The 21,914-nt window shown below is 68.5% G+C and carries 22 protein-coding genes; 19 read left to right on the plus strand and 3 right to left on the minus strand.

Annotation, left to right across the window (positions count from 1 at the left end):
- Window positions 1-153: 153 nt before the first annotated feature.
- The 4 genes from smc to ABD678_RS12465 all read left to right on the plus strand — a co-directional run bounded on the left by smc (window position 154) and on the right by ABD678_RS12465 (window position 7,800).
- Window positions 154-3,804, plus strand: a complete 3,651-nt coding sequence (gene smc, locus ABD678_RS12450) for a chromosome segregation protein SMC (RefSeq protein WP_344757589.1) — start codon at window positions 154-156, stop codon at window positions 3,802-3,804.
- A gap of 105 nt (window positions 3,805-3,909) precedes the next feature.
- The gene (locus ABD678_RS12455) at window positions 3,910-5,142 is read left to right on the plus strand and encodes an MFS transporter (RefSeq protein ID WP_344757242.1); all 1,233 of its coding nucleotides are present in this window, start codon (window positions 3,910-3,912) and stop codon (window positions 5,140-5,142) included.
- A 17-nt stretch (window positions 5,143-5,159) separates the two neighbouring features.
- Window positions 5,160-6,038 (plus strand): signal recognition particle-docking protein FtsY, encoded by an 879-nt coding sequence (gene ftsY, locus ABD678_RS12460; RefSeq protein WP_344757244.1) that lies wholly within the window; start codon window positions 5,160-5,162, stop codon window positions 6,036-6,038.
- A gap of 106 nt (window positions 6,039-6,144) precedes the next feature.
- Window positions 6,145-7,800, plus strand: coding sequence for a hypothetical protein (locus ABD678_RS12465; protein WP_344757246.1), 1,656 nt, complete (start codon window positions 6,145-6,147; stop codon window positions 7,798-7,800).
- Here the strand turns inward: ABD678_RS12465 and ABD678_RS12470 are convergent.
- Window positions 7,775-8,293 carry a gamma carbonic anhydrase family protein gene (locus tag ABD678_RS12470; protein WP_344757248.1) on the minus strand — a complete coding sequence of 173 codons (519 nt, stop codon included), beginning with the start codon at window positions 8,291-8,293 and terminating at the stop codon, window positions 7,775-7,777. The genes ABD678_RS12465 and ABD678_RS12470 overlap by 26 nt on opposite strands.
- A 97-nt stretch (window positions 8,294-8,390) precedes the next feature.
- Window positions 8,391-9,269, minus strand: a complete 879-nt coding sequence (locus ABD678_RS12475; RefSeq protein WP_344757250.1) for an LLM class flavin-dependent oxidoreductase — start codon at window positions 9,267-9,269, stop codon at window positions 8,391-8,393.
- 166 nt (window positions 9,270-9,435) lie between these two features.
- On the opposite strand from ABD678_RS12475, the gene ffh reads away from it, so the two are divergent.
- The 8 genes from ffh to trmD all read left to right on the plus strand — a co-directional run bounded on the left by ffh (window position 9,436) and on the right by trmD (window position 16,178).
- Window positions 9,436-10,992, plus strand: a complete 1,557-nt coding sequence (ffh, locus tag ABD678_RS12480; protein WP_344757252.1) for a signal recognition particle protein — start codon at window positions 9,436-9,438, stop codon at window positions 10,990-10,992.
- Between the two features lie 86 nt (window positions 10,993-11,078).
- Window positions 11,079-11,990 (plus strand): META domain-containing protein, encoded by a 912-nt coding sequence (locus ABD678_RS12485; protein ID WP_344757254.1) that lies wholly within the window; start codon window positions 11,079-11,081, stop codon window positions 11,988-11,990.
- Between the two features lie 35 nt (window positions 11,991-12,025).
- On the plus strand, window positions 12,026-12,856 hold the full coding sequence (locus tag ABD678_RS12490) for an LLM class F420-dependent oxidoreductase (protein WP_344757256.1): 831 nt from the start codon (window positions 12,026-12,028) through the stop codon (window positions 12,854-12,856).
- 91 nt (window positions 12,857-12,947) lie between these two features.
- On the plus strand, window positions 12,948-13,931 hold the full coding sequence (locus tag ABD678_RS12495) for a DMT family transporter (RefSeq protein WP_344757258.1): 984 nt from the start codon (window positions 12,948-12,950) through the stop codon (window positions 13,929-13,931).
- Window positions 13,932-14,056: 125 nt separating this feature from the next.
- On the plus strand, window positions 14,057-14,677 hold the full coding sequence (gene rpsP, locus ABD678_RS12500; protein ID WP_425561988.1) for a 30S ribosomal protein S16: 621 nt from the start codon (window positions 14,057-14,059) through the stop codon (window positions 14,675-14,677).
- A 2-nt stretch (window positions 14,678-14,679) separates the two neighbouring features.
- Complete coding sequence (locus ABD678_RS12505; protein ID WP_344757260.1) at window positions 14,680-14,916, plus strand: RNA-binding protein; 237 nt, start codon at window positions 14,680-14,682, stop codon at window positions 14,914-14,916.
- Entirely contained in the window at window positions 14,873-15,490 is a 618-nt protein-coding gene (rimM, locus tag ABD678_RS12510) for a ribosome maturation factor RimM (protein ID WP_425561989.1), read from the plus strand. Before ABD678_RS12505 ends, rimM begins: the two co-directional genes overlap by 44 nt.
- 10 nt (window positions 15,491-15,500) lie before the next feature.
- Window positions 15,501-16,178 carry a tRNA (guanosine(37)-N1)-methyltransferase TrmD gene (gene trmD / locus ABD678_RS12515; protein ID WP_344757264.1) on the plus strand — a complete coding sequence of 226 codons (678 nt, stop codon included), beginning with the start codon at window positions 15,501-15,503 and terminating at the stop codon, window positions 16,176-16,178.
- Between the two features lie 89 nt (window positions 16,179-16,267).
- On the opposite strand, the gene map is transcribed toward trmD, so the two are convergent.
- Entirely contained in the window at window positions 16,268-17,035 is a 768-nt protein-coding gene (gene map / locus ABD678_RS12520) for a type I methionyl aminopeptidase (protein WP_344757266.1), read from the minus strand.
- Window positions 17,036-17,073: 38 nt separating this feature from the next.
- Between map and ABD678_RS12525 the strand changes: the two genes are divergently transcribed.
- From ABD678_RS12525 to ABD678_RS12555, 7 genes are all read left to right on the plus strand, one after another.
- Window positions 17,074-17,490 carry an MFS transporter gene (locus ABD678_RS12525; protein ID WP_344757268.1) on the plus strand — a complete coding sequence of 139 codons (417 nt, stop codon included), beginning with the start codon at window positions 17,074-17,076 and terminating at the stop codon, window positions 17,488-17,490.
- Between the two features lie 179 nt (window positions 17,491-17,669).
- On the plus strand, window positions 17,670-18,020 hold the full coding sequence (gene rplS / locus ABD678_RS12530) for a 50S ribosomal protein L19 (protein ID WP_344757270.1): 351 nt from the start codon (window positions 17,670-17,672) through the stop codon (window positions 18,018-18,020).
- 58 nt (window positions 18,021-18,078) lie between these two features.
- A complete protein-coding gene (lepB, locus tag ABD678_RS12535; RefSeq protein WP_344757272.1) occupies window positions 18,079-18,825 on the plus strand; it encodes a signal peptidase I in 747 nt (248 codons plus the stop codon).
- Entirely contained in the window at window positions 18,826-19,503 is a 678-nt protein-coding gene (locus ABD678_RS12540) for a ribonuclease HII (protein WP_344757274.1), read from the plus strand.
- A 12-nt stretch (window positions 19,504-19,515) separates the two neighbouring features.
- Window positions 19,516-19,839: a DUF2469 family protein gene (locus ABD678_RS12545; protein WP_344757276.1), complete on the plus strand. Its 324-nt coding sequence runs from the start codon at window positions 19,516-19,518 to the stop codon at window positions 19,837-19,839.
- 63 nt (window positions 19,840-19,902) lie between these two features.
- Window positions 19,903-21,336, plus strand: coding sequence for an NAD(P)/FAD-dependent oxidoreductase (locus tag ABD678_RS12550; RefSeq protein ID WP_344757278.1), 1,434 nt, complete (start codon window positions 19,903-19,905; stop codon window positions 21,334-21,336).
- The gene (locus ABD678_RS12555) at window positions 21,333-21,797 is read left to right on the plus strand and encodes a cupin domain-containing protein (RefSeq protein ID WP_344757280.1); all 465 of its coding nucleotides are present in this window, start codon (window positions 21,333-21,335) and stop codon (window positions 21,795-21,797) included. The genes ABD678_RS12550 and ABD678_RS12555 overlap by 4 nt, the downstream gene beginning before the upstream one ends.
- Window positions 21,798-21,914 lie beyond the last annotated feature (117 nt).

Raw genomic sequence — 21,914 nt, forward strand, 5'->3', positions numbered from 1 at the left:
GGTGTCGGGGCGAGAAGTGCAAAGCCGATCAGGATACATGCGCGGCGAGCGGCCTGTGCCGGAGAGAAACCGAACCGTTGTAATCGACGGAACCCTCCCGTCGTTCCGGTACCGTAGTTGGATGAGTTTCGTCGGGTCGAGGAGGGCACCGCGGTGTACCTGAAGAGCCTGACCCTCAAGGGGTTCAAGTCCTTCGCCCAACCGACCACCTTCGCCTTCGAGCCGGGGGTCACCTGTGTCGTGGGGCCGAACGGCTCCGGCAAATCCAATGTGGTGGATGCGCTCGCCTGGGTCATGGGGGAGCAGGGCGCGAAGACCCTCCGCGGCGGCAAGATGGAGGACGTCATCTTCGCCGGCACGGCGACGAAGGGCCCGCTCGGCCGTGCCGAGGTCGTGCTCACGATCGACAACGCGGATGGCGCCCTCCCGATCGATTATTCCGAGGTCACGATCAGTCGTACGCTGTTCCGCAACGGCGGCAGCGAGTACGCGATCAACGGCGAGGCCTGCCGCCTGCTCGACGTGCAGGAGCTCCTGAGCGACTCCGGGCTCGGCCGGGAGATGCACGTCATCGTCGGGCAGGGGCAGCTCGACCAGGTGCTGCACGCGACCCCGGATGAACGGCGGGGGTTCATCGAGGAGGCCGCCGGCATCCTCAAGCATCGCCGCCGCAAGGAGAAGACCCTGCGCAAGCTCGAGGCGATGCAGGCGAACCTCACCCGCCTGAGCGACCTCGCCGGCGAGATCCGACGCCAGTTGAAGCCTCTCGGGCATCAGGCCGAGATCGCGAAGGAGGCCCAGTCGATCGCCGCGATCGTCCGCGACGCGAGGGCGAGACTTCTCGCTGACGAGGTCGTCACGCTGCGGTCGAGCCTCACGCTGCACGGTCGCAGCGAGTCGGAGCGCAAGACCGAGCGCATCGTGCTGCAGGAGCAGCTCGACCAGAACAAGCTGCGCGAGCAGCACATCGAGCAGGCACAGGTCGGCGATGCCGTCGACATCGCCCGCCGTACCGCGTTCGGACTCGAGTCGGTGCAGGAGCGCCTGCGCGGACTCTTCACCCTGGCTAACCAGCGGCTCGCGCTGCTCGGCACCCAGGTGGACGACCCGGGAGCAGGGAGCGCCGTGACCCCGCAGCAGGTCGTCGATGCGAAGGCCGAGGTCGAGCGGCTGGCGGAGGCGGTCACCTCGGCGGAGGATGCGTGGCATGCGACCCAGCTCGCGAGCGGGCAGGCGAAGGCGAACCTGGATGCGCTCGACGAGGAGATCGCCCTGCAGAGTTCGCTCGTCTCGAAGCACGACCTCGAGCTCTCGAAGCTCACCGGACAGGCGGAGACGGCGGCCTCCAGACTCGCCGCCGTGCGCGGCGAGGTGCTCCGCCAGCAGAACGCCCTCGACGCGGCCATCGAGCGGCGCGAAGCCGCACAGGCGCAGTTCGCGAGCCTCGAGACGGATGCCGCCCTCGGCGAGACGGCGGAGACCGATCTTGACGCAGCCTACGAGGCCGCACAGGCCGAGGTGACGGCGGCGGAAGCCGAGATCGAGCGGCTTCGTGAGGAGCTTCACGGTCACGAGCGGGAACGCTCGGGGCTCGCCGCCCGCACGAGCGCCCTCTCGAGCGCCCTCGATCAGAAGGACGGCTCGAGCGCGCTCGTCGCGAAGAATCTCCGCGGCATCCGGGGACTCGTCGCCGAGCACATCCAGGTGCAGCCGGGGTTCGAGGCTGCGGTCGCGGCCGCGCTCGGCTCGCTCGCCGATGCGGTGCTGGCCGACGACCGGGGCTCCGCCGTCGATGCGATCGAGCTCGCCCGCTCCGACGAGCTCGGGCGAGTCGAGGTGCTGCTCGCCGATGCCGGCGCCGCTGGGGCACGCGTGGGCCTTCAGGCCGACCTGCCCGCGGGCGCCGTTGCGGCGGCTTCCGTCGTGACCGCGCCGGGCGGCGTGCTCGGCATCCTCGCGGATGTCGTCATCGCCGACGACCTCGACGTCGCCCGCCGCGCCTGGAAGGCCATCGGGGACGACTCGACGGTGACGGTCATCACGAAGGCCGGAGACGTGCTGAGCCGGTGGGTGCTGCGCGGAGGCTCCGGCGCCAAAAGATCGCGCGTCGAACTCGTCGCGGACCGTGAGGCCGCGCAGGCCAGGCATACCGAGGTCACGACGTTGATCGACCGGGCCCAGTTCGCCCTCGCCGAGCAGCGGGCCGTGCTCGACGCAGCGAAGGAGCGGGCGACAGCGGCGCTCGCCGCCCTGCGCGAGTTCGACGCGCAGCTCGCGGCCCGCACCGAGAAGCTCAGCCGTGCGCGTGTGCAGGTGGAGGCCGCCCAGGCCGAGTCCGAGCGACTGGAGCGGGGCCTCGCTCTCGCGACCGAGACGGTGGCGGATGCCGTGAAGGCATCCGAGGCGGCCGGCGGCCAGCTGGAGGCGGCGCAGTCCGCACCGCGGCCCATCCTGGATGTCGCCGCACGCGATGGGCTCTCTGCCGAACTGGACACTGCGCGAGAGCTCGAGGTCGAGGCGCGGCTGCAACTGGAGACGGCGCGCGAGCGGGTACGGGCCGAGGAGCTTCGCGCGGTCCAGCTCGCGAGGCAGCTGGACGAGGATCGCGCGGCGGCCGAGGAGGCGGCGAGGCGTGCGGTCATCCGTCGTCGCCAGCTCGAGTCCGCGCAGAGGGTCATCGAGGCGTTACCGCCGGTGCTCGACACCGTCGACCGTTCGGTGTCGCAGGCGCGCGTCGAACTCGCCGCGCGCGAGTCGGAGCGCGCCCAGCAGAACGAGGAGCTCGCCGTGCTGCGTCGCGAGGAGAGTTCGCTGCGTGAGCGGCTTTCTGCGATCAGCGAGAGCGTGCACGGGCTCGAGATGCAGATCTACGAGAAGAAGCTCCAGCTGTCGAGTCTGCTCGAGCGCGCGGGCGAGGAGCTCGGGCTCGTCGAGGACGTGCTCGTCGCCGAGTACGGGCCCGAGGTGCCGGTGCCCGCCGATCCGCTGTCCGTCGACGTGGCGCATGCCGACGCGATGCCCGCCGACCTCGCGGTCGCGTCCCAAATGAAGGCAATCCCGGATGCTGGTGCCGAGAACATGGGCGACTCGGACCAGGTGGGCGCGGGAATGCCTTCATTTGGGGCGGGGAAGCCGTTCGTGCGCGCCGAGCAGGAGGCCCGGCTCACCAAGGCCGAGCGCAAGCTCGCCCAGCTCGGCCGCGTCAACCCGCTCGCCCTCGAGGAGTTCGAGGCGCTCGAGCAGCGTCACAGGTTCCTGACCGAGCAGCTCACCGACCTCACCAACACCCGCAGGGACCTCCTCACGATCATCGAGGACATCGACGACAGGATGCAGGAGATCTTCGCGAGCGCGTTCGAGGACACCAAGGCAGCCTTCAACGAGGTCTTCCCCGTACTGTTCCCCGGCGGCGCCGGCAGCATCCATCTCACCGAGCCGGACGACCTGCTCACGACCGGCATCGACGTCACCGTGAGACCGGCCGGCAAGAAGATCGAGCGGCTGTCGCTCCTGAGCGGCGGGGAGCGCTCGCTCGCGGCGGTCGCCCTGCTCATCGCGATCTTCACGGCGAGGCCGAGCCCGTTCTACATCCTCGACGAGGTGGAGGCAGCACTCGACGACGCCAACCTCGGGCGGCTTCTCACCGTGCTCGAGGGACTTCGGGAGGGCTCACAACTCATCGTGATCACCCACCAGAAGCGCACGATGGAGATCGCGGATGCGCTCTACGGCGTCTCGATGCGCCAGGACGGCGTGAGTGCTGTCGTCGGCCAGCGCGTCGCGCACGAGGAACAGGCCAGCTGATTGCTCGTCCCCTCTGCGTGAGGGGTCAGTTACTGCTCTTCGCGAGCCGGCTGAAGAGCGTAACCGTTCCTTCGCCGAAGAGGGGCGCAGCAATAGACTTGCGCGGTGATCGAGACCGCCGCCATCCAGAAGCGGGTCATCCGCGCCCTCGTGTTCGCGCAGATCCTCGGCGGGATCGGGCTCGGCGCGACCGTCTCGGTCGGGGCTCTCCTGGCCTCGGATGTCAGCGGCTCGCCAGCGTGGTCCGGCATGGCGGCGACGATGAGCACGCTCGGCGCCGCCCTCATCGCGGTGCCGCTCGCTCGCGCGGCCCAAGCCAGGGGCCGTCGCGTCGCGCTCTCGATCGGCTCGATCGTCGCGGCGTTGGGAGCGGTGCTGGCGACCTTCGCCGCCGCACTCGGCTCCTTCCCGTTGCTCCTCGTCGGGCTCGCGCTCGCCGGAGCCGGGTCCGCCACGAACCTGCAGGCGCGGTTCGCGGCGACCGACCTCGCCGTGCCCCTGCACCGGGCGCGGCAACTCTCGCTCGTCGTGTGGTCGACCACGATCGGCGCGGTCCTCGGCCCGAATCTCATCGAGCCGGGGGAACTGATCGGCGGGGCCATCGGGCTTCCGACCCTCACCGGTCCCTTCGTCTTCACGGTTGCGGCGCAGGTCGCGGCGATGCTCGTCTACTACTTCGCCCTGCGGCCGGATCCGCTGCTCACCGCACTGGCGAACGCGCCAGCGCGCGAGGGCGCGCCGCCCCGGCACGGCTTTGCGACCCTGCGCGTGAACGCGCTCGCCCGGTACGCGGTCGCCGCCGTCGCCCTCAGCCACGCGACGATGGTCGCGATGATGTCGATGACACCCGTGCACCTCTATGAGCACGGGGCGACGCTCATCATCGTCGGTTTCGCCCTGAGCCTCCACATCGCGGGGATGTACGCGCTCTCCCCAGCCTTCGGCTGGCTCGCCGACCGCTGGGGCCGCATCCCGACGATCCTGTTCGGTCAGGGCATGCTTGTGGTGTCGCTCCTCACCGCATGGGTCGGCAGCCACTCGCAGGTGCTCGTCATCGTGAGCGTCGTGTTCCTCGGACTCGGCTGGTCCGCGTCGACGATCGCAGGGTCGACCCTCGTCGCGGAGTCCGCACCGGTCGACGACCGGGCGGGGTTGCAGGGGGTCTCCGACCTGCTCATGAACTCGACGGCCGCGGTGTGCGGTGCACTCGCCGGCCCGGTGCTCGCTCTCGTCGGCTACTCAGGCCTCGGCGTCGTGTGCCTGCTGCTCGTCGCCGTCGTCGGGTTCTGGTCGGTGCGGCACCTGGCGCCCGCGCGGCGACCGGCCGACATCCGATAGCGTCTAGGCTCTCTCTCATGGCTGAGAGTTCCAGGCCCTGGTCGCTCGGCGGCGCGCTTCGCGGCATGTTCGCGAAGAAGACGATCGACGACGAGACCTGGGACGACCTCGAGGACGCCCTCATCTCGGCGGATTTCGGACCGGATGTGACCGACTCGGTCGTCACCGAACTGCGGGCGAGCGTGGATCGGTTCAGGACGACGGATCCCGCCGACCTCAAGCGGATGCTGCGCGAGACCCTCGAGGAACGCCTCGCCCGTCTCGACCCGACCCTGACCCTCTCCGCGCGCCCCGCCGTCGTGCTCGTCGTCGGGGTCAACGGGGTCGGCAAGACGACGACGATCGGCAAATTCGCGAGATTCCTCGCGGGTCACGGCCGCAGTGTCGTCGTCGGCGCGGCGGATACCTTCCGGGCCGCCGCTGTCGAGCAGCTCGCGACCTGGGCGGAGCGCGGAGGGGCGCAGATCGTCAAGCCGCAGCAGCAGGGGCAGGACCCGGCATCCGTCGCGTTCCAGACCGTCGAGAAGGCGCAGCGGGAGGGAATCGACATCGTGCTGATCGACACCGCGGGCCGCCTTCAGACCAAGAGCGGGCTCATGGACGAGCTCGGCAAGATCAAGCGCGTCGTCGAGAAGCAGACCGAGATCGCCGAGGTGCTCCTCGTGCTCGACGCGACAACCGGGCAGAACGGGCTCGCCCAGGCGGAGGCGTTCATCGAGCACGCCGGCGTCACGGGACTCGTGCTCACGAAGCTCGACGGTTCGGCGAAGGGCGGCTTCGTGCTCGCCGTGCAGGAGAGGACCGGTATCCCGATCAAGCTCGTCGGCCAGGGTGAGGGGATCGGCGACCTGACCGGCTTCACCCCGCACGTCTTCGTGCAGAATCTGGTCGGCTGAACTCGAGCCTGCCGGCATTCCCTTCCGGCGTTCGCCGCCCGATCGTCGCGCGAAAAAACTCTCGCGCTGGGCGCCCGCCGACCACTAACGTGTACCCGTGTCTCGGATGACCCGACTAATCCTGGCGCTGGCCGTCATCATGTTCCCACTCGTGGTGGCGACCCCGGCCTCCCCGGCGTACGCCGACGAGAGCGCCTGCGCCGACTCCTACTACGACCAGGAGAGCCTCGAGTTCTTCACCCCTGAGCTGCGGTACCTGCCGCCGCCCCTGCGAGTCGCAGCATGGGATTGCGCGGTACGCGACGCCGACCGCCCTTTCGGCCTCGACACCGGTTCCGCCGTCGAGTACACGCTCGTCTACGCCGATGTCGACTTCGACGTCGTCGTGCGGATGGCGCGCGCATTCGAGGAGCAGGGGTGGTTGACGAACTACGCCGCGATCACCTCGATCGACACCGGCGGCGGGATGCAGAACAGCGTGCTGTATTCGGCCGACCAGCTCGCCGCCCTCGACTCGCCCCCTCTCTTCGCAGGCGGGCGGTTCGGCAACGCGGCGACGAACCGGGACATCATCAGCCTCAGCTACGCCGACGGGGACACCTACACGACGAACGGCAGCGTATTCACCACCCCCAGCCTCGTCGTCGAGGTGGTGCTCACCGAATCGTTCGCTGGCGACGGAATAGCCGACCCGAGCGTGCTCAGTGGACTCAAATCGATCGGCGACGTCGCAGTGACTCCCACCGGCGCTGCGGCCGTCGGAGGGACCGCCGTCATCCTGACTCTCGTGATCGGGTATCCGGGCTCGCTCCTGAACTCGGTCATCGGTCCTCGATACGACCAGTTCGTCGACCGGATGCGTAAACGGCGGGCGGCACGCAGGTCGAAGGCGGTGGGTGCCGGCGGTACCACGTCTGCGGTCCCGGACCAGGCCGGTACGGATTCCGCGGCGGCATCCGCGGTCGATACGCCTGCGCCGACCAGACTGTTCGGCTGGCTGTTCATTCCCGGCCTCCTGATCGCGTCGATCATCAGCGGATTCGTCGACCCGTCTTTCGGACTGAATGCGATGTCGGCGAGGCTGCTCGTGACGGCCTTCCTCTCGCTGCTCGTGTTCAACGTCGCCGCCTGGTCCCTCGTGAGGGTGATCATGCGCAAACGGCACCCGGATGCCGTGGCCACGGTCAAGTTCCGCTGGGGTTCGCTCATCCTGGTCACTGTCGCGGTGCTGATCGCGCGCCTCCTCGAGTTCCATCCCGGGGTCATCTTCGGGCTCGTCGCGGGGCTCGTCTTCGCCACCACCCTGTCCAAGGCGAAGAACGCGATGGTGGTCGTCCTCGGCACGGGGTTCGGGCTCGCCGTCGCACTCCTCGCCTGGGTGGGGTTCAGCCTCCTCGCGCCCATCGCAGCAGGAGCTCCGGGGAATCTGCTGCTCGTTTCGGCATCCGAGTTCTTCAGTGCCGTCACGATCGAGGGAATCGCGAGCCTCCCGCTCGCCCTCCTGCCGCTCCTGGCGCTCGACGGCCACAAGCTGTTCGACTACAACAAGTGGCTGTGGGCGCTCTGCTACCTGGTCGGGTTGCTCGCGTTCATGCTGGTCCTGCTCACCATTCCGAACTCCTGGGGCGAGATCGCCGGTGACTTCGTGCGCTGGATCGTGCTCTTCTGCGCGTTCGGCGTCGTCGCCGTCGCGGTGTGGGCCATCCACCTGGCGTTCGAGCGGCGCGAGGCCGCCGCTAAAGCGCAGAGTGTGCCCGGCTGAGCTCCACGTAGTGATCGGCGTTGGCGCGGATGCCGGCGAGCTCGTCATCGCTGAGCTCGCGACGGACCTTGGCCGGCACGCCCGCGACGAGGGAGCGCGGCGGAACGACCGTGCCCTCGAGCACGACAGCGCCCCCTGCGACGAGTGAGCCGGCACCGATCGTCGCGCCGTTCATGACCGTCGCGTGCATGCCGACGAGGCAGTCGTCCTCGATCGTGCAGCCGTGAACGACCGCGCCGTGGCCGACGCTCACACCGGAACCGATCGTCGTCGGCATGCCCGTGTCGCAGTGGACGACGACGTTGTCCTGAAGGTTGCTGCGGGCGCCGAGCACGATCGCATCCGTGTCGCCGCGCAGGACGGCGCCGTAGAACACGCTCGACTCCGGACCGAGCGTGACCTGGCCGACGAGGGTGGCATTGGGGGCGACCCACGCGGTCGCGTCGACATCCGGCGTGTTCCCACCGAAACTGCGAATCAAGGGAGTCGTCATGCTTCCACGTTAGGCGGGTTCGGATGTTCCCGCATCAGTGCGCCCTGTGCCCATCGGCGCTGCAGCTATGGGCGCTGCATCTCATGGGCGCTGCATCTCATCGGCGCAGACGGCCGGCCACCTCGACCAGAACGTCTTCGCTGCCCGCGTAGATGCCGTCGGTGCGCGGCCAGTGGGTGACGACATCCGTGAAGCCGAGCTCTGCCGCGCGCCCGACGGCATCGTCCCAGGCGCCCACGCTCGTGAGCGCGTAGCTTTGGGAGTCGAGATTGAGGTAGCGGTCGAGAGAGGCGGAGTCCCGTCCACGGTCGGCGAGGACGTCGTCGAGCCGATGCGAGACCTCGGCGACCGACCGCCACCAGGCATCCGGTGTCTCCGACTCGCGGCCCAGCGTGACCCAGCCGTCCGCGAGTTCCGCGACGAGCTGCAGGCCCTTCGGCCCGTCGGCAGCGACGATGAACGGCATGCGCGGATGCTGGGCGGGCGTGCCCACCATCCTCGCCTCGTGCGCGGTGAACCATTCGCCGTCGAAACTGATGCCTCCGCTGCCCGGCGCCTCGAAGCGCAGGAGCGCGTCGAGGCCTCGCACGAACTCGACGAATCGTTCGTGGCGTTCGCGGCCGGTGAGCTGCTCCTGCCCGAGCACGAACGCGTCGAACCCGGTGCCGCCAGAGCCCACCCCGAGCAGGAAGCGGCCGCCTGAGACGTCATCGAGTGTCGCGAGATCCTTCGCGAACGGCACCGGATGCCGGAAGTTCGGCGAGGACACGAACGTGCCGAGCCGGATGGTGGACGTCACGGCGGCCGCCGCGGTGAGGGTCGGAATCGTGGCGCCCCATGGCTGGTCGGCGAGGCTGCGCCAGGACAGGTGGTCGTAGGTCCAGGCGTGGTCGAAGCCGAGCTCTTCGGCCTGCTGCCAGGTGTGTCGGGCCTCGGCCCATGGTTGCTGGGGGAGGATGACGATGCCGTGCCGCATGCGGCAACCCTAGCGACGATCCCCGACATGGTTCTGCCGAACGGCACCAACTCAGCGTGCAGGCCGGTTCGCCCTTTTCTGCCCATCACGCCGGATTGATCGTGGTCCGGTACCGGCCATCCTGTGGCGGAGAAGCCCGGACCTTCTCGATTAAGCTAGGGGCACCATGGCCACCTTCGGAAACCTCACCGACCGCCTCGCCGACGCCTTCAAGAAACTGCGCGGCAAGGGCAAGCTGACCCCTGCCGATGTCGACGGAACCGTCCGCGAGATCCGTCGTGCCCTGCTCGACGCGGATGTCGCCCTCGACGTCGTCAAAGACTTCACCGGCAGGGTGCGCGAGCGCGCCCTCGGCGATGAGGTCAGCAAGGCCCTCAACCCCGCCCAGCAGGTCGTGCAGATCGTCAACGACGAGCTCGTCACGATCCTCGGCGGCCAGCAGCGCCGACTCGAGTTCGCCAAGAACCCGCCCACCGTCATCATGCTCGCCGGCCTGCAGGGTGCCGGAAAGACGACCCTCGCCGGCAAGCTCGCGAAATGGCTCGCCGGAGAAGGTCACACGCCGCTTCTCGTCGCCGCGGACCTCCAACGCCCGAACGCCGTGACCCAGCTTCAGGTGGTGGGCGAGCAGGCCGGCGTGCCGGTCTGGGCGCCGGAGCCGGGGAATGGGGTCGGTAACCCGGTCAAGGTGGCCAAAGACGGTGTCAAGGAGGCCCAGCGCCGCCAGTACGACACGGTCATCGTCGACACGGCCGGTCGTCTCGGCGTCGATGCGGAACTCATGAAGCAGGCCTCCGACATCCGCAAGGCGATCGACCCCGACGAGGTGCTCTTCGTCATCGACGCGATGATCGGGCAGGATGCCGTCACGACCGCCAAGGCCTTCCAGGACGGCGTCGACTTCACGGGCGTCGTTCTGACGAAGCTCGATGGCGACGCGCGCGGTGGTGCTGCGCTCTCGGTCGCCTCGGTCACCGGTCGGCCGATCATGTTCGCGAGCACGGGGGAGGGGCTCGACGATTTCGAGCCGTTCCATCCCGACCGGATGGCGAGCCGCATCCTGGACCTCGGCGACATCCTCACGCTCATCGAGCAGGCGCAGAAGACCTTCGACGAGGAGGAGGCGCGCAAGACCGCGGAGAAGTTCGCGACCGACACCTTCACGCTCGAGGACTTCCTCTCCCAGATGCAGCAGCTCAAGAACATGGGCTCGATCAAGAACATGCTCGGGATGCTGCCCGGCGCCAAGGGCATGCGCCAGCAGCTGGACAACTTCGACGAGCGCGAGATCACTCGCACGGAGGCGATCATCCAGTCGATGACGCCCACCGAGCGCCGGCAGCCCAGGCTTCTCAACGGTTCACGGCGCCTGCGCATCGCGAAGGGTTCGGGGATGACGGTGACCGAGGTCAACGCCCTCGTGAACCGTTTCGAGCAGGCCGCGAAGATGATGAAGACCGTCGCGAAGGGCGGCGTTCCCCAGGTACCGGGTATGGGGCCGATCCCCGGCGCGGGATACTCCGGGGGCGCACGCAAGCAGCAGAAGAAGAAGGGCTCGAGGTCGGGCAACCCGGCGAAGCGTGCCGCAGAGGATGCCGCGCTCGCGGCGGGTGCGAAGCCGACGGTCGCCGCCGGCTCGGGTTTCGGCCTCGGAGGCGCCGCCGCGAAGGGGGCGCCCAGCGAGGAGGAACTCGCCGCACTGCAGAAGTTCCTCGGCCGCTGATCCGCCCCGATTCCCCTCCGGCGCGACGAGTGGCGGGTGCGAAACGTTGGGTGGCGGCATCCGGAACCCTCTGGCAGCGTGGAGGCATGACGCGATTCGGCATGCCCGCACTGGACCGGCCCGGCCTGGTCCGACCGGCCCTGTCACTCCCTCTGCTGGCCGGACTGCTCCTGCTGACCGGATGCGCGGGCCAGCAGCCCGGCGGCCCCAGCGGTCCGAACCCCGACGCTCCGCCCATGATCGGCACCCCCGCGGACGGCGAATCCGAGGCGATCGGTCTCGTGAACCTCTGGCGGGTGACCGGTGCCGAGGGGGAGACCGACCCGACCTGGCTGCGCCTCGACGCGGGAGAGTTCCAGCTCTGGCGCGACTGCGGCATGATCATGGGTTCCTGGCGCGCGAGCGATTCCCTCCTCATCGCCGCACCGTTCGGTGGGATGGGCGACTGCGTCACGAACACGATGCCGAAGGTCGACTGGCTCGAGAGCGTCACCGGCTTCAAGATCTCGCCGGACGGCTACTACCTCATCGACCCTTCGGGCGCGACCGTAGCCTCCCTCTCGATCGATGGCGCCCCGGAGCCGATCCCGACCGCCGCCGAGTTCTACGCGCAACCGCCCGAGCTCACCGACCAGGTTCGCGAATACTTCCACGCTGCGGCCACCCTGCCGGCCGGCCTGACCCCGGCGACGGATGCCGCCCTCGAGGGCAAGTGGATCCCGGTCGCCTACGCGGTCTCCACCGACCCGCACGTGCTGTTCGAGGCAGGCGGCACCTGGACCGGCTCCGACGGATGCAACGGCGGCCAGGGCCGCTGGGCCGTCGGGGAGGATGGCGAGTTCCTGGCGACCTCCGGCCCGTCGACGCTCATCGCCTGCGAGGGCGCGCCCGTGCCGTCCTGGGTGGGACAGGCCGCCTCGGCCGGAATCAACGCCGACGGCTGGCTGTTGCTCTTCGACACCGCGGGCAACGAGGTCGGGCGTCTCGAGCGCGGGTGACGCATCATCCCGGCCACGCCGCATAGTCTGATCGGATGACCACGAACCGTCCGCTGCGCCTCGGCGTGCAGATCGCCCCCCAGCACGCCACCTATCGGAACATCAGGGACACGGTGTCGGCGTGCGAGGAGCTCGGCGTCGACATCGTGTTCAACTGGGACCACTTCTTCCCGCTGGACGGCGAGCCGGATGGGCTGCACTTCGAGGCATGGACGATGCTCGCCGCCATCGCGGAGCAGACCACGGGGGTCGAGCTCGGCTGCCTCGTCAACTGCAATGCGTATCGGAATCCGAGTCTCCAGGCTGACATGGCCCGCACGATCGACCACATCAGCGCCGGCTCGAACGGCGGGGTCGGCCGGTTCATCTTCGGCACGGGATCCGGCTGGTTCGAGCGCGACTTCGACGAGTACGGTTACGACTTCGGGACGAAGGGGTCGCGGCTCGATGCACTCGCCCGTGACCTGCCCGTCATCCGGGATCGCTGGACGAAACTGAACCCCGCACCGACCCGGGACATCCCGATTCTCATCGGCGGGGGAGGCGAGAGGAAGACGCTGCGCATCGTCGCCGAGCACGCCGACATCTGGCACAGCTTCAGCGACGCGGAGACCCTCGAACGCAAGCTCGGCGTCCTCGCCGCGCACGGGGCGGATGTCGGGCGCGACACGAGCGAGATCGAACTGTCGACCGAGATCCGCCAGCGCACGCACGAGGAGGCGGACGAGCTCGTGAGCCTCGGCGTCACGATGTTCACCCTCGGTCTGCGGGGGCCGGATTTCGATCTCGAGAAGGTGCGCGACTGGCTCGCCTGGCGGGACCAGCACCGGCGTTCGAGGCTCGAGGGCGCACTGCCGACGGGGTGACGGCAGCGGTTTAGCGCCAACCTTCCCGCACGGACTGCCAGCGCTATCTCCACGGCGTTCGGATGTCGTCGGTTCCGCGTAGCGTGAGGGGGTGAACGCACCCTCCCGCACCACCGCCATGACGCCCATGGTCGTCGTCGCCATCGTCGTGACCGTCATCGCGTGGGCGAGCGCCTTCGTCGTGATCCGGGGGGTCGGGCCGTACATCGGTGGTGGTGAGCTCGCGCTCGGTCGCCTGCTCGTCGGCACGGCGCTCCTGTCCCTCCTGCTCATCCGGCGGCCGTGGGTTCGCCCGACGGGGCGGGAGTGGCTGCTGATTCTCCTGTTCGGCGTGGCCTGGTTCGGCGCCTACAACGTGACCCTCAACATCGCCGAGCACACGCTCGACGCCGGGACGACCTCGATGATCGTCAACATCGGCCCGATTCTCATCGCCCTCGGCGCCGGGGTCTTCCTCGGCGAAGGGGTGCCGAAGTGGCTCGCGATCGGCGCTGGTATCGCCTTCGGCGGGGTCGTGCTCATCGGGGTCGGCACGGGTGCGGCCGGTCTGAGCAGCGGTGCGGAAGCAGACACCGGCGGCGTCGGCATCCTGTGGGCGCTCACCGCCGCCGTCACGTACACGATCGGGGTGCTCTGCCAGAAGCGCATCATGCGCCGGATTCCGGCGACCCAGGTGACCTGGCTGGGCTGCGCGATCGGCGTCGTCGTCTGCCTCCCCTTCGCCGGCAGCCTCCTGGCCCAGCTCCAGGCCGCGCCGCCCAGCGCCATTCTTGGGATCCTCTACCTCGGGGCCATCCCAACCTCCCTCGCCTTCACCACCTGGGGCTACGCGCTCTCGAGGCTTCCGGCCGGGCAACTGGGCGTGACCACCTACGTCGTTCCCGCCATCGTCGTGCTGATGGGCTGGCTTGCGTTCGGCGAGATTCCCACGCTTCTCGCGATCATCGGCGGTGTCATCTGCCTCGTGGGTGTCGCGGTCTCGCGCCGCAGGGTGCCGGATGTCGTGGTCGCCGCATCCGCCGGGCCTGCCTCTGCGCCCTCGGTTCCCGCCGCGCCCCAAAATCTGTCACAATAGACAGTCGAGTCCCGGCCAACCCGACCCTCTATCGGTTGCCGTGGAATCCATCAGAGCTTTCGCCGCGTGTGCCCCCACGCCCACGGTCGGCAGTTCGCCCTCATACAAGAAATCTACGGAGAATTGTGGCTGTAAAGATTCGTTTGAAGCGTCTGGGCAAGATCCGCGCTCCTTATTACCGCATCGTTGTCGCCGACTCGCGCACCAAGCGCGACGGCCGCGTCATCGAGGAGATCGGCAAGTACCACCCCACCGAGGAGCCCTCGGTCATCGAGATCAAGTCCGATCGTGCCCAGTACTGGCTGAGCGTCGGCGCGCAGCCGACCGAGCAGGTCATGGCGCTCCTGAAGCTCACGGGCGACTGGGGCACCTTCAAGGGTGAGAAGGGTGCCACGAGCACCGTGCGCACCGCCGAGGCCAAGGTCGAGTTCCAGGCCGACGAGAAGAAGAAGCCGGTTCTGCGCCCGAAGACCGAGAAGGTCGCCGAGGACAAGGCGGAGAAGGCCCCGTCCAAGGCCGACAAGGCCGAGGACGCCGCGCCCGCCGAGGAGTCCGCGCCCGCCGAGGCTGCTGCCGAAGCTCCTGCTGAGGCTCCCGCAGAAGAGTCGGCTCCCGCCGCCGAGAAGCCCGCCGAGGACGCACCCGCCGCGGCTTCCGATGAGCCCGCGACCGAGGCTGCAGCCGACGCTTCTGCTGACGATGCCGGGGCCGACGGCGCTGCGGCCGACGACGCCGGCAAGGCGTAGCAGTGCTCGCTGCAGCCCTCGAGCACCTCGTCAAGGGGATCGTCGATCACCCGGACGAGGTGCAGGTCCTCGCGAAGAACTCGCCGCGCGGTGAAGTTCTCGAGGTGCGCGTGCACCCCGAGGACCTCGGTCGCGTCATCGGCAGGGCCGGTCGCACCGCCAAGGCGCTGCGCACCCTCGTGTCGGCGCTCGCCGATGGCCGCAAGGTGCGCGTGGACGTGGTGGACACCGATTTCTAGCGAGGCCCGTCCGGAGAGCACCCGGCTGCGGGTGGGTCGACTCACCAAGGCGCACGGCCTCAAGGGAGCGATCAAGATCGAGCTGTACACGGACGACCCGGAGCGGCGTTTCGTTCCGGGCGCCGTGTTCACCCTGCAGGTTCCGGAGAGCTCTGTCTGGTCGGGGAAGACGATCGAGCTGGCCGAGCTCAAGTGGTTCAACTCGCATCCGGTTGCCTTCTTCAAGGATGTCAACGACCGCACCACGGCCGAGAGCCTCATCAAGGCGATCCTGCTCATCGAGCACGACCCGGCGGAGACCCCGGAAGAGGACGCCTGGTACGACCACCAGCTCGTCGGCCTCGCCGTCATGCGGGACGGCGTGAAGGTCGGCACCGTGACAAGACTCGACCACCTCCCCGCCCAGGACCTCCTGCACGTCGAGACGGATGCCGGGGACGTCATGGTTCCGTTCGTCAAGGCGATCGTCCCCGCCGTCGACATTGCGGAGGGCACCATCACGGTCACACCGCCCGCCGGCCTCTTCGAGCCGCTCCCCGACGAGGACGACGAGGACGTCGAACCCACAATCTAAGCTGGGTGCCGTGCGCATCGACATCGTGACGATCTTCCCGGAGTTCTTCTCCGTGCTCGACGTCTCGCTGCTCGGCAAGGCGAGGGAGAGCGGGCTCATCGGGCTCGGCATCCACGACCTTCGCGACTTCACGCACGACCGTCACCGCACGGTCGACGACACCCCCTACGGCGGCGGCGCGGGCATGGTCATGAAGCCCGAGCCCTGGGGTGAGGCCCTCGACAGCATCCTCGTCCCCGAGTCTGTCGTCATCTTCCCTTCTCCCGCCGGCGAACCCTTCACGCAGGCAACGGCCCAGGAGCTCTCCACCGAACCACACCTGATCTTCGGATGCGGTCGCTACGAGGGCATCGACGAGCGGGTCGTCGACTACACGGCGACGCGCGCCAGGGTGCGCTGTATGAGCATGGGCGACTACGTCCTGAACGGCGGCGAGGTCGCGGCCATGGCGATGATCGAGGCGATCGGCCGGCTCATTCCCGGGGTGATCGGCAACCCGCAGAGTCTCCTCGAGGAGTCGCACAGCGACGGCCTCCTCGAGTACCCGAGCTACACGAAACCGGCCGAGTGGCGCGGTCTCGAGGTGCCGCCGGTGCTCCTGAGCGGCAACCACGGCGCGATCGCCGCGTGGCGCCGCGAGCAGCAGCTTGAGCGGACCAGGCGCATCCGCCCCGACCTGCTGGACTGATCCTTCGCGCGTTGCGCGGGTCTTTTCCTCCACCGCCCGCGATATTTCACCCGCGCGCGGCGAAAACACCCGCGCACAACGGGGTCGGATCAGGAGCGCGCGGTGAGCACCACCGGACCGTCTGCCGTGATCGCGACCGTGTGCTCGACGTGAGCCGCCCGTGAACCGTCGAGGCTGCGCAGGGTCCAGCCATCCGGGTCGGTGAAGATGCGGTCGGTGCCGTGCATGAACCACGGCTCGATCGCGAACACGAGCCCCGGCTTGAGCGGGAAACCGCGCCCCGCCCGTCCGTCGTTGGGTACGTGCGGCTCGCCGTGCATAGTGCGCCCGACCCCGTGACCGCCGAAGTCGGTGTTGACCCCGAGACCGGCGGCGCGGGCGACGGCGCCGATCGCCGCGGACACGTCGCCCATCCGGTTGCCCGCCTGCGCCGCGGCGATCCCCGCGGCGAGTGCGCGCTCGGCCGTGTCGATGAGGGCGAGATCCTCGGATCGCGGTGTGCCGACCACGAGCGAGAGCGCCGAGTCGGCCACCCAGCCGTCGACGGATGCCGCGAAGTCGAGGCTCACCAGGTCCCCGTCGCGAAGCCGATAGTCGAACGGCAGACCGTGCAGCGCGGCGTCGTTGACCGAGGTGCAGAGCACCTTGCCGAAGGGCATGGCGCCGAAGGTGGGGTGATAGTCGATGTAGCAGCTCTCCGCTCCGCGTTCGCGGATGAGGCGGTGGGCGAGCGCGTCGAGCTCGAGAAGGTTGACCCCCACATCGGATGCCGCAGCCAGCTCCGTGAGCACCCCCGCCACGAAACCTCCCGCAGCCCGCATCGCATCGATCTCGGCCGGCGTTCTCAACTCGATCATCCAGCCATTCTTCACCAAGCCGCGCGTAGTCTGGGTGCATGTGGCTGAGGAGAGCGTTCTACTACGCGCAGTACTGGGCGATCCCCGTGCTGCCGCTCTGGCTGCTCATCGGACGTGGCATCACGATCGACGGTCCCGGCTGGGAGTTCGTGGTGCTCCTGTTCGCCGCGCCAGCACTCTCCCTCGCGCTCATCGTCATCATGGGGCTCACGATGGCACGCCGATCGGTGCGCCGTGCCCGGATGGTGTCCTGGCTCGACGTCGGCATCCTGGCCTGCTGGTATGCGGTCGTCGTGATCGCCGGTCTCTACTCGAATCCGCTCGTCGCGGTGCTCGCGGTCGTCGCGACGCTCCTCGGCTTCTGGAGCGCGGTCTGGCAGTTGTTCGTCGAGACGCGGCACCGCGTGACGCTCGCCTTCGCCGGCTACGACGCCGTCCAGGTGACTTCGAGATAGCCGACGCGAGCCGACGCCGGTTCTCCGGTTGGCGGGGGTGACGCGGGTGTGACAGAATAGTCCACTGTGCCCGCGCACGACCCTGCCACAGGGGGGTCAGCAGTCACTCGGCACATTCCTTCTTTCAAGCCAGACCCAGCACGCCGTCGACCTGTGGCGATTGCAGAGAGCGAACCATCATGCACATCCTCGACTCCGTTGACGCAGCATCGCTTCGCAACGACATCCCGGACTTCCGCGCCGGAGACAACGTCAAGGTCCACGTCAACATCGTCGAAGGCACGCGTTCGCGCATCCAGGTCTTCCAGGGCGTCGTCATCGGCCGATCGGGCGAAGGCGTTCGCGAGACCTTCACGGTTCGCAAGGTCAGCTTCCAGGTCGGCGTCGAGCGCACCTTCCCCGTGCACTCCCCGGTCATCGACCACATCGAGATCGTCACGCGGGGCGACGTGCGCCGCGCCAAGCTCTACTACCTGCGCAACCTTCGCGGCAAGAAGGCGAAGATCAAGGAAAAGCGCGACGCGCAGTAGGCCATTGGCCCGGCAGGACTTTGCCAGACCCTAGACTTGTCGGGAACTCAGGGGCCAGATGACGACAGAAGAACAGCCGACGCGGCACGAACGCGCCGAATCGGACAAGCGCCGCCGTACTCGCGGCGTAAAGCTCTTCATCCGCGACATCGTCATCATCTTCCTCGCCGCGATCGTCATCTCGGTCGGTATCAAGGCCTTCCTCATCCGGTCGTTCTACATCCCCTCCGGGTCGATGAAGGACACCCTGCAGATCGACGACCGCATCATCGTCAACGAACTCGTCCCCAACGTCATCCCGATCGAGCACGGCGACGTCGTCGTGTTCCGGGACCCGGGCGGGTGGCTCGACCCGCGCTACGAACCGCCGCAGAACTGGTTCGTCACGAGCGTCGACTGGGTGCTCTCGGTCGTCGGCCTGAGCGCCCCCGACAGCAACGACCACCTCATCAAGCGCGTCATCGGGCTGCCGGGCGACACGGTCGAGTGCTGCAACACCTTCGGCCAGATGTCGGTCAACGGCGTCCCGCTCGATGAGCCGTACCTCAAGCTCGGCCCGGGGGTCACCAAGGCGTCCGGAACCGATTTCTCGGTCACGGTTCCGAAGGATTCCCTCTGGGTCATGGGCGACAACCGTTACGACTCGAAGGATTCCCGCTACAACACCGACCAGCCCGGCAAGGGCTTCGTGCCGATCGAGAACGTCGTTGGCCGTGCTTTCGTCGTGAGCTGGCCGATCGACCACTGGAGTTGGCTCGACAACTACCCGACGGTCTTCGCGGGCGTGGACGACAAGAGCCCGTAGGTGGCGGTCGCCGACCCGACCCTCGAGGTCGAGAACGAGTTGCTCGCATCCGGCGCCCGCTATGTGATCGGATGCGATGAGGTCGGTCGTGGCGCCATCGCCGGCCCGGTCGCTGTCGGCCTGTGCGCCATCGACGTGGGCGCGATCCGCGACGTCGAACGGCGGATGCCGGAAGGGCTTCGCGACTCCAAGATGCTGAGCGAGCGCCGCCGGGAGGCCATCGCGCCGCTCGCATCGGCGTGGGCGACCCACTCCGCCGTGGGGCTCGCGAGCGCGGAGGAGGTGGACCGCCTGGGGATCACCGCGTGCCTGGGGCTCGCCGGCAAACGCGCCCTCGCCGAACTGCACGCGGCGGGGCTCGCCATCCTCGACAGCGTTCTGCTGCTCGACGGGCACCAGGACTGGCTGAACCCGGCGCTCGAGACCCCGCTCACGGTGCGCACCCGCGTCAAGGCGGACCGGGACTGCGGGTCGGTGGCCGCCGCATCCGTCATCGCTAAGGTGCATCGCGACCGGCTCATGATCGCGGCCGACGCCCAACTGCCCGGCTACGAGTGGAGCGGGAACAAGGGCTACGGGTCGGCCGGGCACTTCGCGGCGATCGACCGGCTCGGGCCGAGCCGACTGCACCGTCTGAGCTGGTTGAAGGCCCCTGCGCTCACCAGCGGGAGCGCCTAGGATTGACAGGCAATGGACGAGGAAGATTTCGAAGACTACGACCGCGAGGTCGAGCTGGCGCTGTTCCGGGAGTACCGGGACGTCGTCTCGCAGTTCCGCTACGTCGTGGAGACGGAGCGGCGGTTCTACCTGGCCAATGAGGTCGAACTCGTGCGGCAGGACACCGAGCACGATTTCTACTTCGAACTCACCATGAACGACGTCTGGGTGTGGGATGTCTACCGGTCGGACCGGTTCGTGAAATCGGTGCGGGTGCTCACCTTCAAGGATGTCAATGTGGAGGAGTTGAGCGCGAAGGAGCTCGAACTGCCCAAGGAGCTCGCACTCGACGAGTAGCGCCGCCCCGGCATTCTCCGGAGCCGGGATGTCGATGCTCGGCACACAGACAAGGAAGTCTCCGTGGAACCCACCGCCTTCGAACGCACTGTTCCGGACGAGCGGATCGTCACGGAGTCCCTCGCCGAGTCGCGACTCGCGACCTTCTGGCTCGACGATGCCGCCGCCGCCACTTGGCCCCGCTACAACGACGTCGCCAACTACGACCTCGTCGTGGTCGGGGGCGGGTTCCTGGGGCTCTGGACAGCGCTTCAGGCCAAGCAGCGGGATGCCTCGACTCGCGTCGCCCTGCTGGAGGCGCGCACGATTGGATGGGCGGCATCCGGTCGCAACGGCGGCTTCTGCGAGGCCACCCTCACCCACGGGGAGAAGAACGGCGAGCGACGCTTCCCGGAGGAGCTCGAGGCGCTCGACCGGCTGGGTATGCAGAACCTCGATGAGATCGAGCAGACCGTGTGGGAGCTCGGCCTCGACTGCGACTTCGAGCGCACCGGCTCGGTCGCCGTGGCGGTGGAGCCGTACCAGGTCGCCGAGCTCGAGGCCGACGCGTTCGATACCAATGGCGGCGCCGGCCACACGCAGTACTTCGACGAGAAGCAGATGCAGGCCGAGATCACCTCGCCCACCTACCTCGCAGGGCTGTGGTCGAAGCGCGATACGGCGATGGTGCATCCGGGCAAGCTCGCCCATGAGCTCGCTCGGGCCTGTGCGAATGCCGGGGTCGACCTGTTCGAGAACTCACCGGTTCTGACGCTCGACAGCGAACGTACGGGGCCGGTCGTCGTCAAGCTCGCGGCCGGGGACATCCGGGCGAAGCGGGTCGCGCTCGCGACGAACGCGTTCCCTTCGCTCCTCAAGCGCTACCGCTGGCACACCGTTCCGGTCTACGACTACGTGCTCATGACCGAGCCGCTGAGCGCCGCGCAGCTCGCATCGATCGGCTGGAAGAACCGGCAGGGCCTCTCCGACCTCGCGAACCAATTCCACTACTACCGGCTCACGAAGGACAACCGCATCCTGTTCGGCGGATACGACGCGATCTACCACTTCGGCGGGAGGATCAAGCCGGAGTACGAGGACCGCGCAGCGTCGCACCGCCTGCTCGCGAGCCACTTCTTCACGACCTTCCCGCAACTGGAGAGCATCAGGTTCACGCACCGCTGGGCAGGGGTGATCGACACCTGCAGCCGCTTCACCGCGTTCTTCGGGCACGCCCGCGGCGGCCGCGTCGCCCACGCCGCGGGCTTCACCGGGCTCGGAGTCGCCGGCACCCGTTTCGCCGCGAACGTCATGCTCGACCAGTTGGCTGGGCTCGAGACCGAGCGCACGTCGCTCAAGATGGTGCGCTCGATGCCCATTCCCTTCCCGCCGGACCCGATCGCCTGGATGGGCGTCGAGGTGTCGCGCTGGGCGATGAATCGCGCCGACCACAACCGCGGCAAGCGCAACCTCGTGCTGCGCACGCTGGATGCCGTCGGCCTCGGTTTCGACTCGTGAGCGACGACCTCTCCGGTCGGGATCCCTCTGTCTCTGGCCTCGCCCCGTCTTCCTCCGGTCAGGCCTCCTCTTTCTCCGGCCAGGCCTTCCCTTTCTCCGGCCAGGCCTTCCCTTTCTCCGGTCGAGCCCGTCGAGACCCCGACTTCGCCGCCGCTGCTGCACTCGACCTCGAGCACGAGCCGATACCGCCCGAGCAAGTCGTCGCCGGGTCGCCCATGACCGGTTCGGCTCCGCTTGGCGAGTTCGGCGAGCACGAATACGGCGTCTGGGAGCACACGATCGGCGTATCGACGGATGTAGAAGCCGACGAGGTCTTCGTCGTGCTGTTCGGCGCCGCGACGGTGGCCTTCGAGGACGGAACCGCCGTCGAGCTGGGCCCAGGGTCGGTGGGACGGCTGCACGAGGGACAACGCACCGTGTGGACGGTCACCGAGACCCTGCGCAAGGTGTACATCTCCTGACCTCTGGCCGGGCGGTGGCCCCACCCGCAGCCATGACGTCGTTTGTGCCTCGTGAGGCCGAACGTTCGCCGTCCTGAGGCACAAACGACATCATGGCTGGGGCGCTCGGCCGTGTCC

The organism is Leifsonella bigeumensis, assembly GCF_039537265.1.
GTDB classification, from domain to species: domain Bacteria; phylum Actinomycetota; class Actinomycetes; order Actinomycetales; family Microbacteriaceae; genus Terrimesophilobacter; species Terrimesophilobacter bigeumensis.

Excerpts from the sequence above, each read along its gene's own strand:
- rplS (WP_344757270.1), top strand. The coding sequence starts at position 17,670 with ATGCACATCCTCGACTCCGTTGACGCAGCATCGCTTCGCAACGACATC.
- ABD678_RS12475 (WP_344757250.1), bottom strand. The coding sequence starts at position 9,269 with ATGCGGCACGGCATCGTCATCCTCCCCCAGCAACCATGGGCCGAGGCC.
- ABD678_RS12485 (WP_344757254.1), top strand. The coding sequence starts at position 11,079 with ATGACGCGATTCGGCATGCCCGCACTGGACCGGCCCGGCCTGGTCCGA.
- lepB (WP_344757272.1), top strand. The coding sequence starts at position 18,079 with ATGACGACAGAAGAACAGCCGACGCGGCACGAACGCGCCGAATCGGAC.
- ABD678_RS12490 (WP_344757256.1), top strand. The coding sequence starts at position 12,026 with ATGACCACGAACCGTCCGCTGCGCCTCGGCGTGCAGATCGCCCCCCAG.
- ABD678_RS12525 (WP_344757268.1), top strand. The coding sequence starts at position 17,074 with ATGTGGCTGAGGAGAGCGTTCTACTACGCGCAGTACTGGGCGATCCCC.
- ffh (WP_344757252.1), top strand. The coding sequence starts at position 9,436 with ATGGCCACCTTCGGAAACCTCACCGACCGCCTCGCCGACGCCTTCAAG.
- map (WP_344757266.1), bottom strand. The coding sequence starts at position 17,035 with ATGATCGAGTTGAGAACGCCGGCCGAGATCGATGCGATGCGGGCTGCG.
- ABD678_RS12470 (WP_344757248.1), bottom strand. The coding sequence starts at position 8,293 with ATGACGACTCCCTTGATTCGCAGTTTCGGTGGGAACACGCCGGATGTC.
- ABD678_RS12545 (WP_344757276.1), top strand. The coding sequence starts at position 19,516 with ATGGACGAGGAAGATTTCGAAGACTACGACCGCGAGGTCGAGCTGGCG.
- rimM (WP_425561989.1), top strand. The coding sequence starts at position 14,873 with ATGGCCGCAAGGTGCGCGTGGACGTGGTGGACACCGATTTCTAGCGAG.
- ftsY (WP_344757244.1), top strand. The coding sequence starts at position 5,160 with ATGGCTGAGAGTTCCAGGCCCTGGTCGCTCGGCGGCGCGCTTCGCGGC.
- ABD678_RS12465 (WP_344757246.1), top strand. The coding sequence starts at position 6,145 with ATGACCCGACTAATCCTGGCGCTGGCCGTCATCATGTTCCCACTCGTG.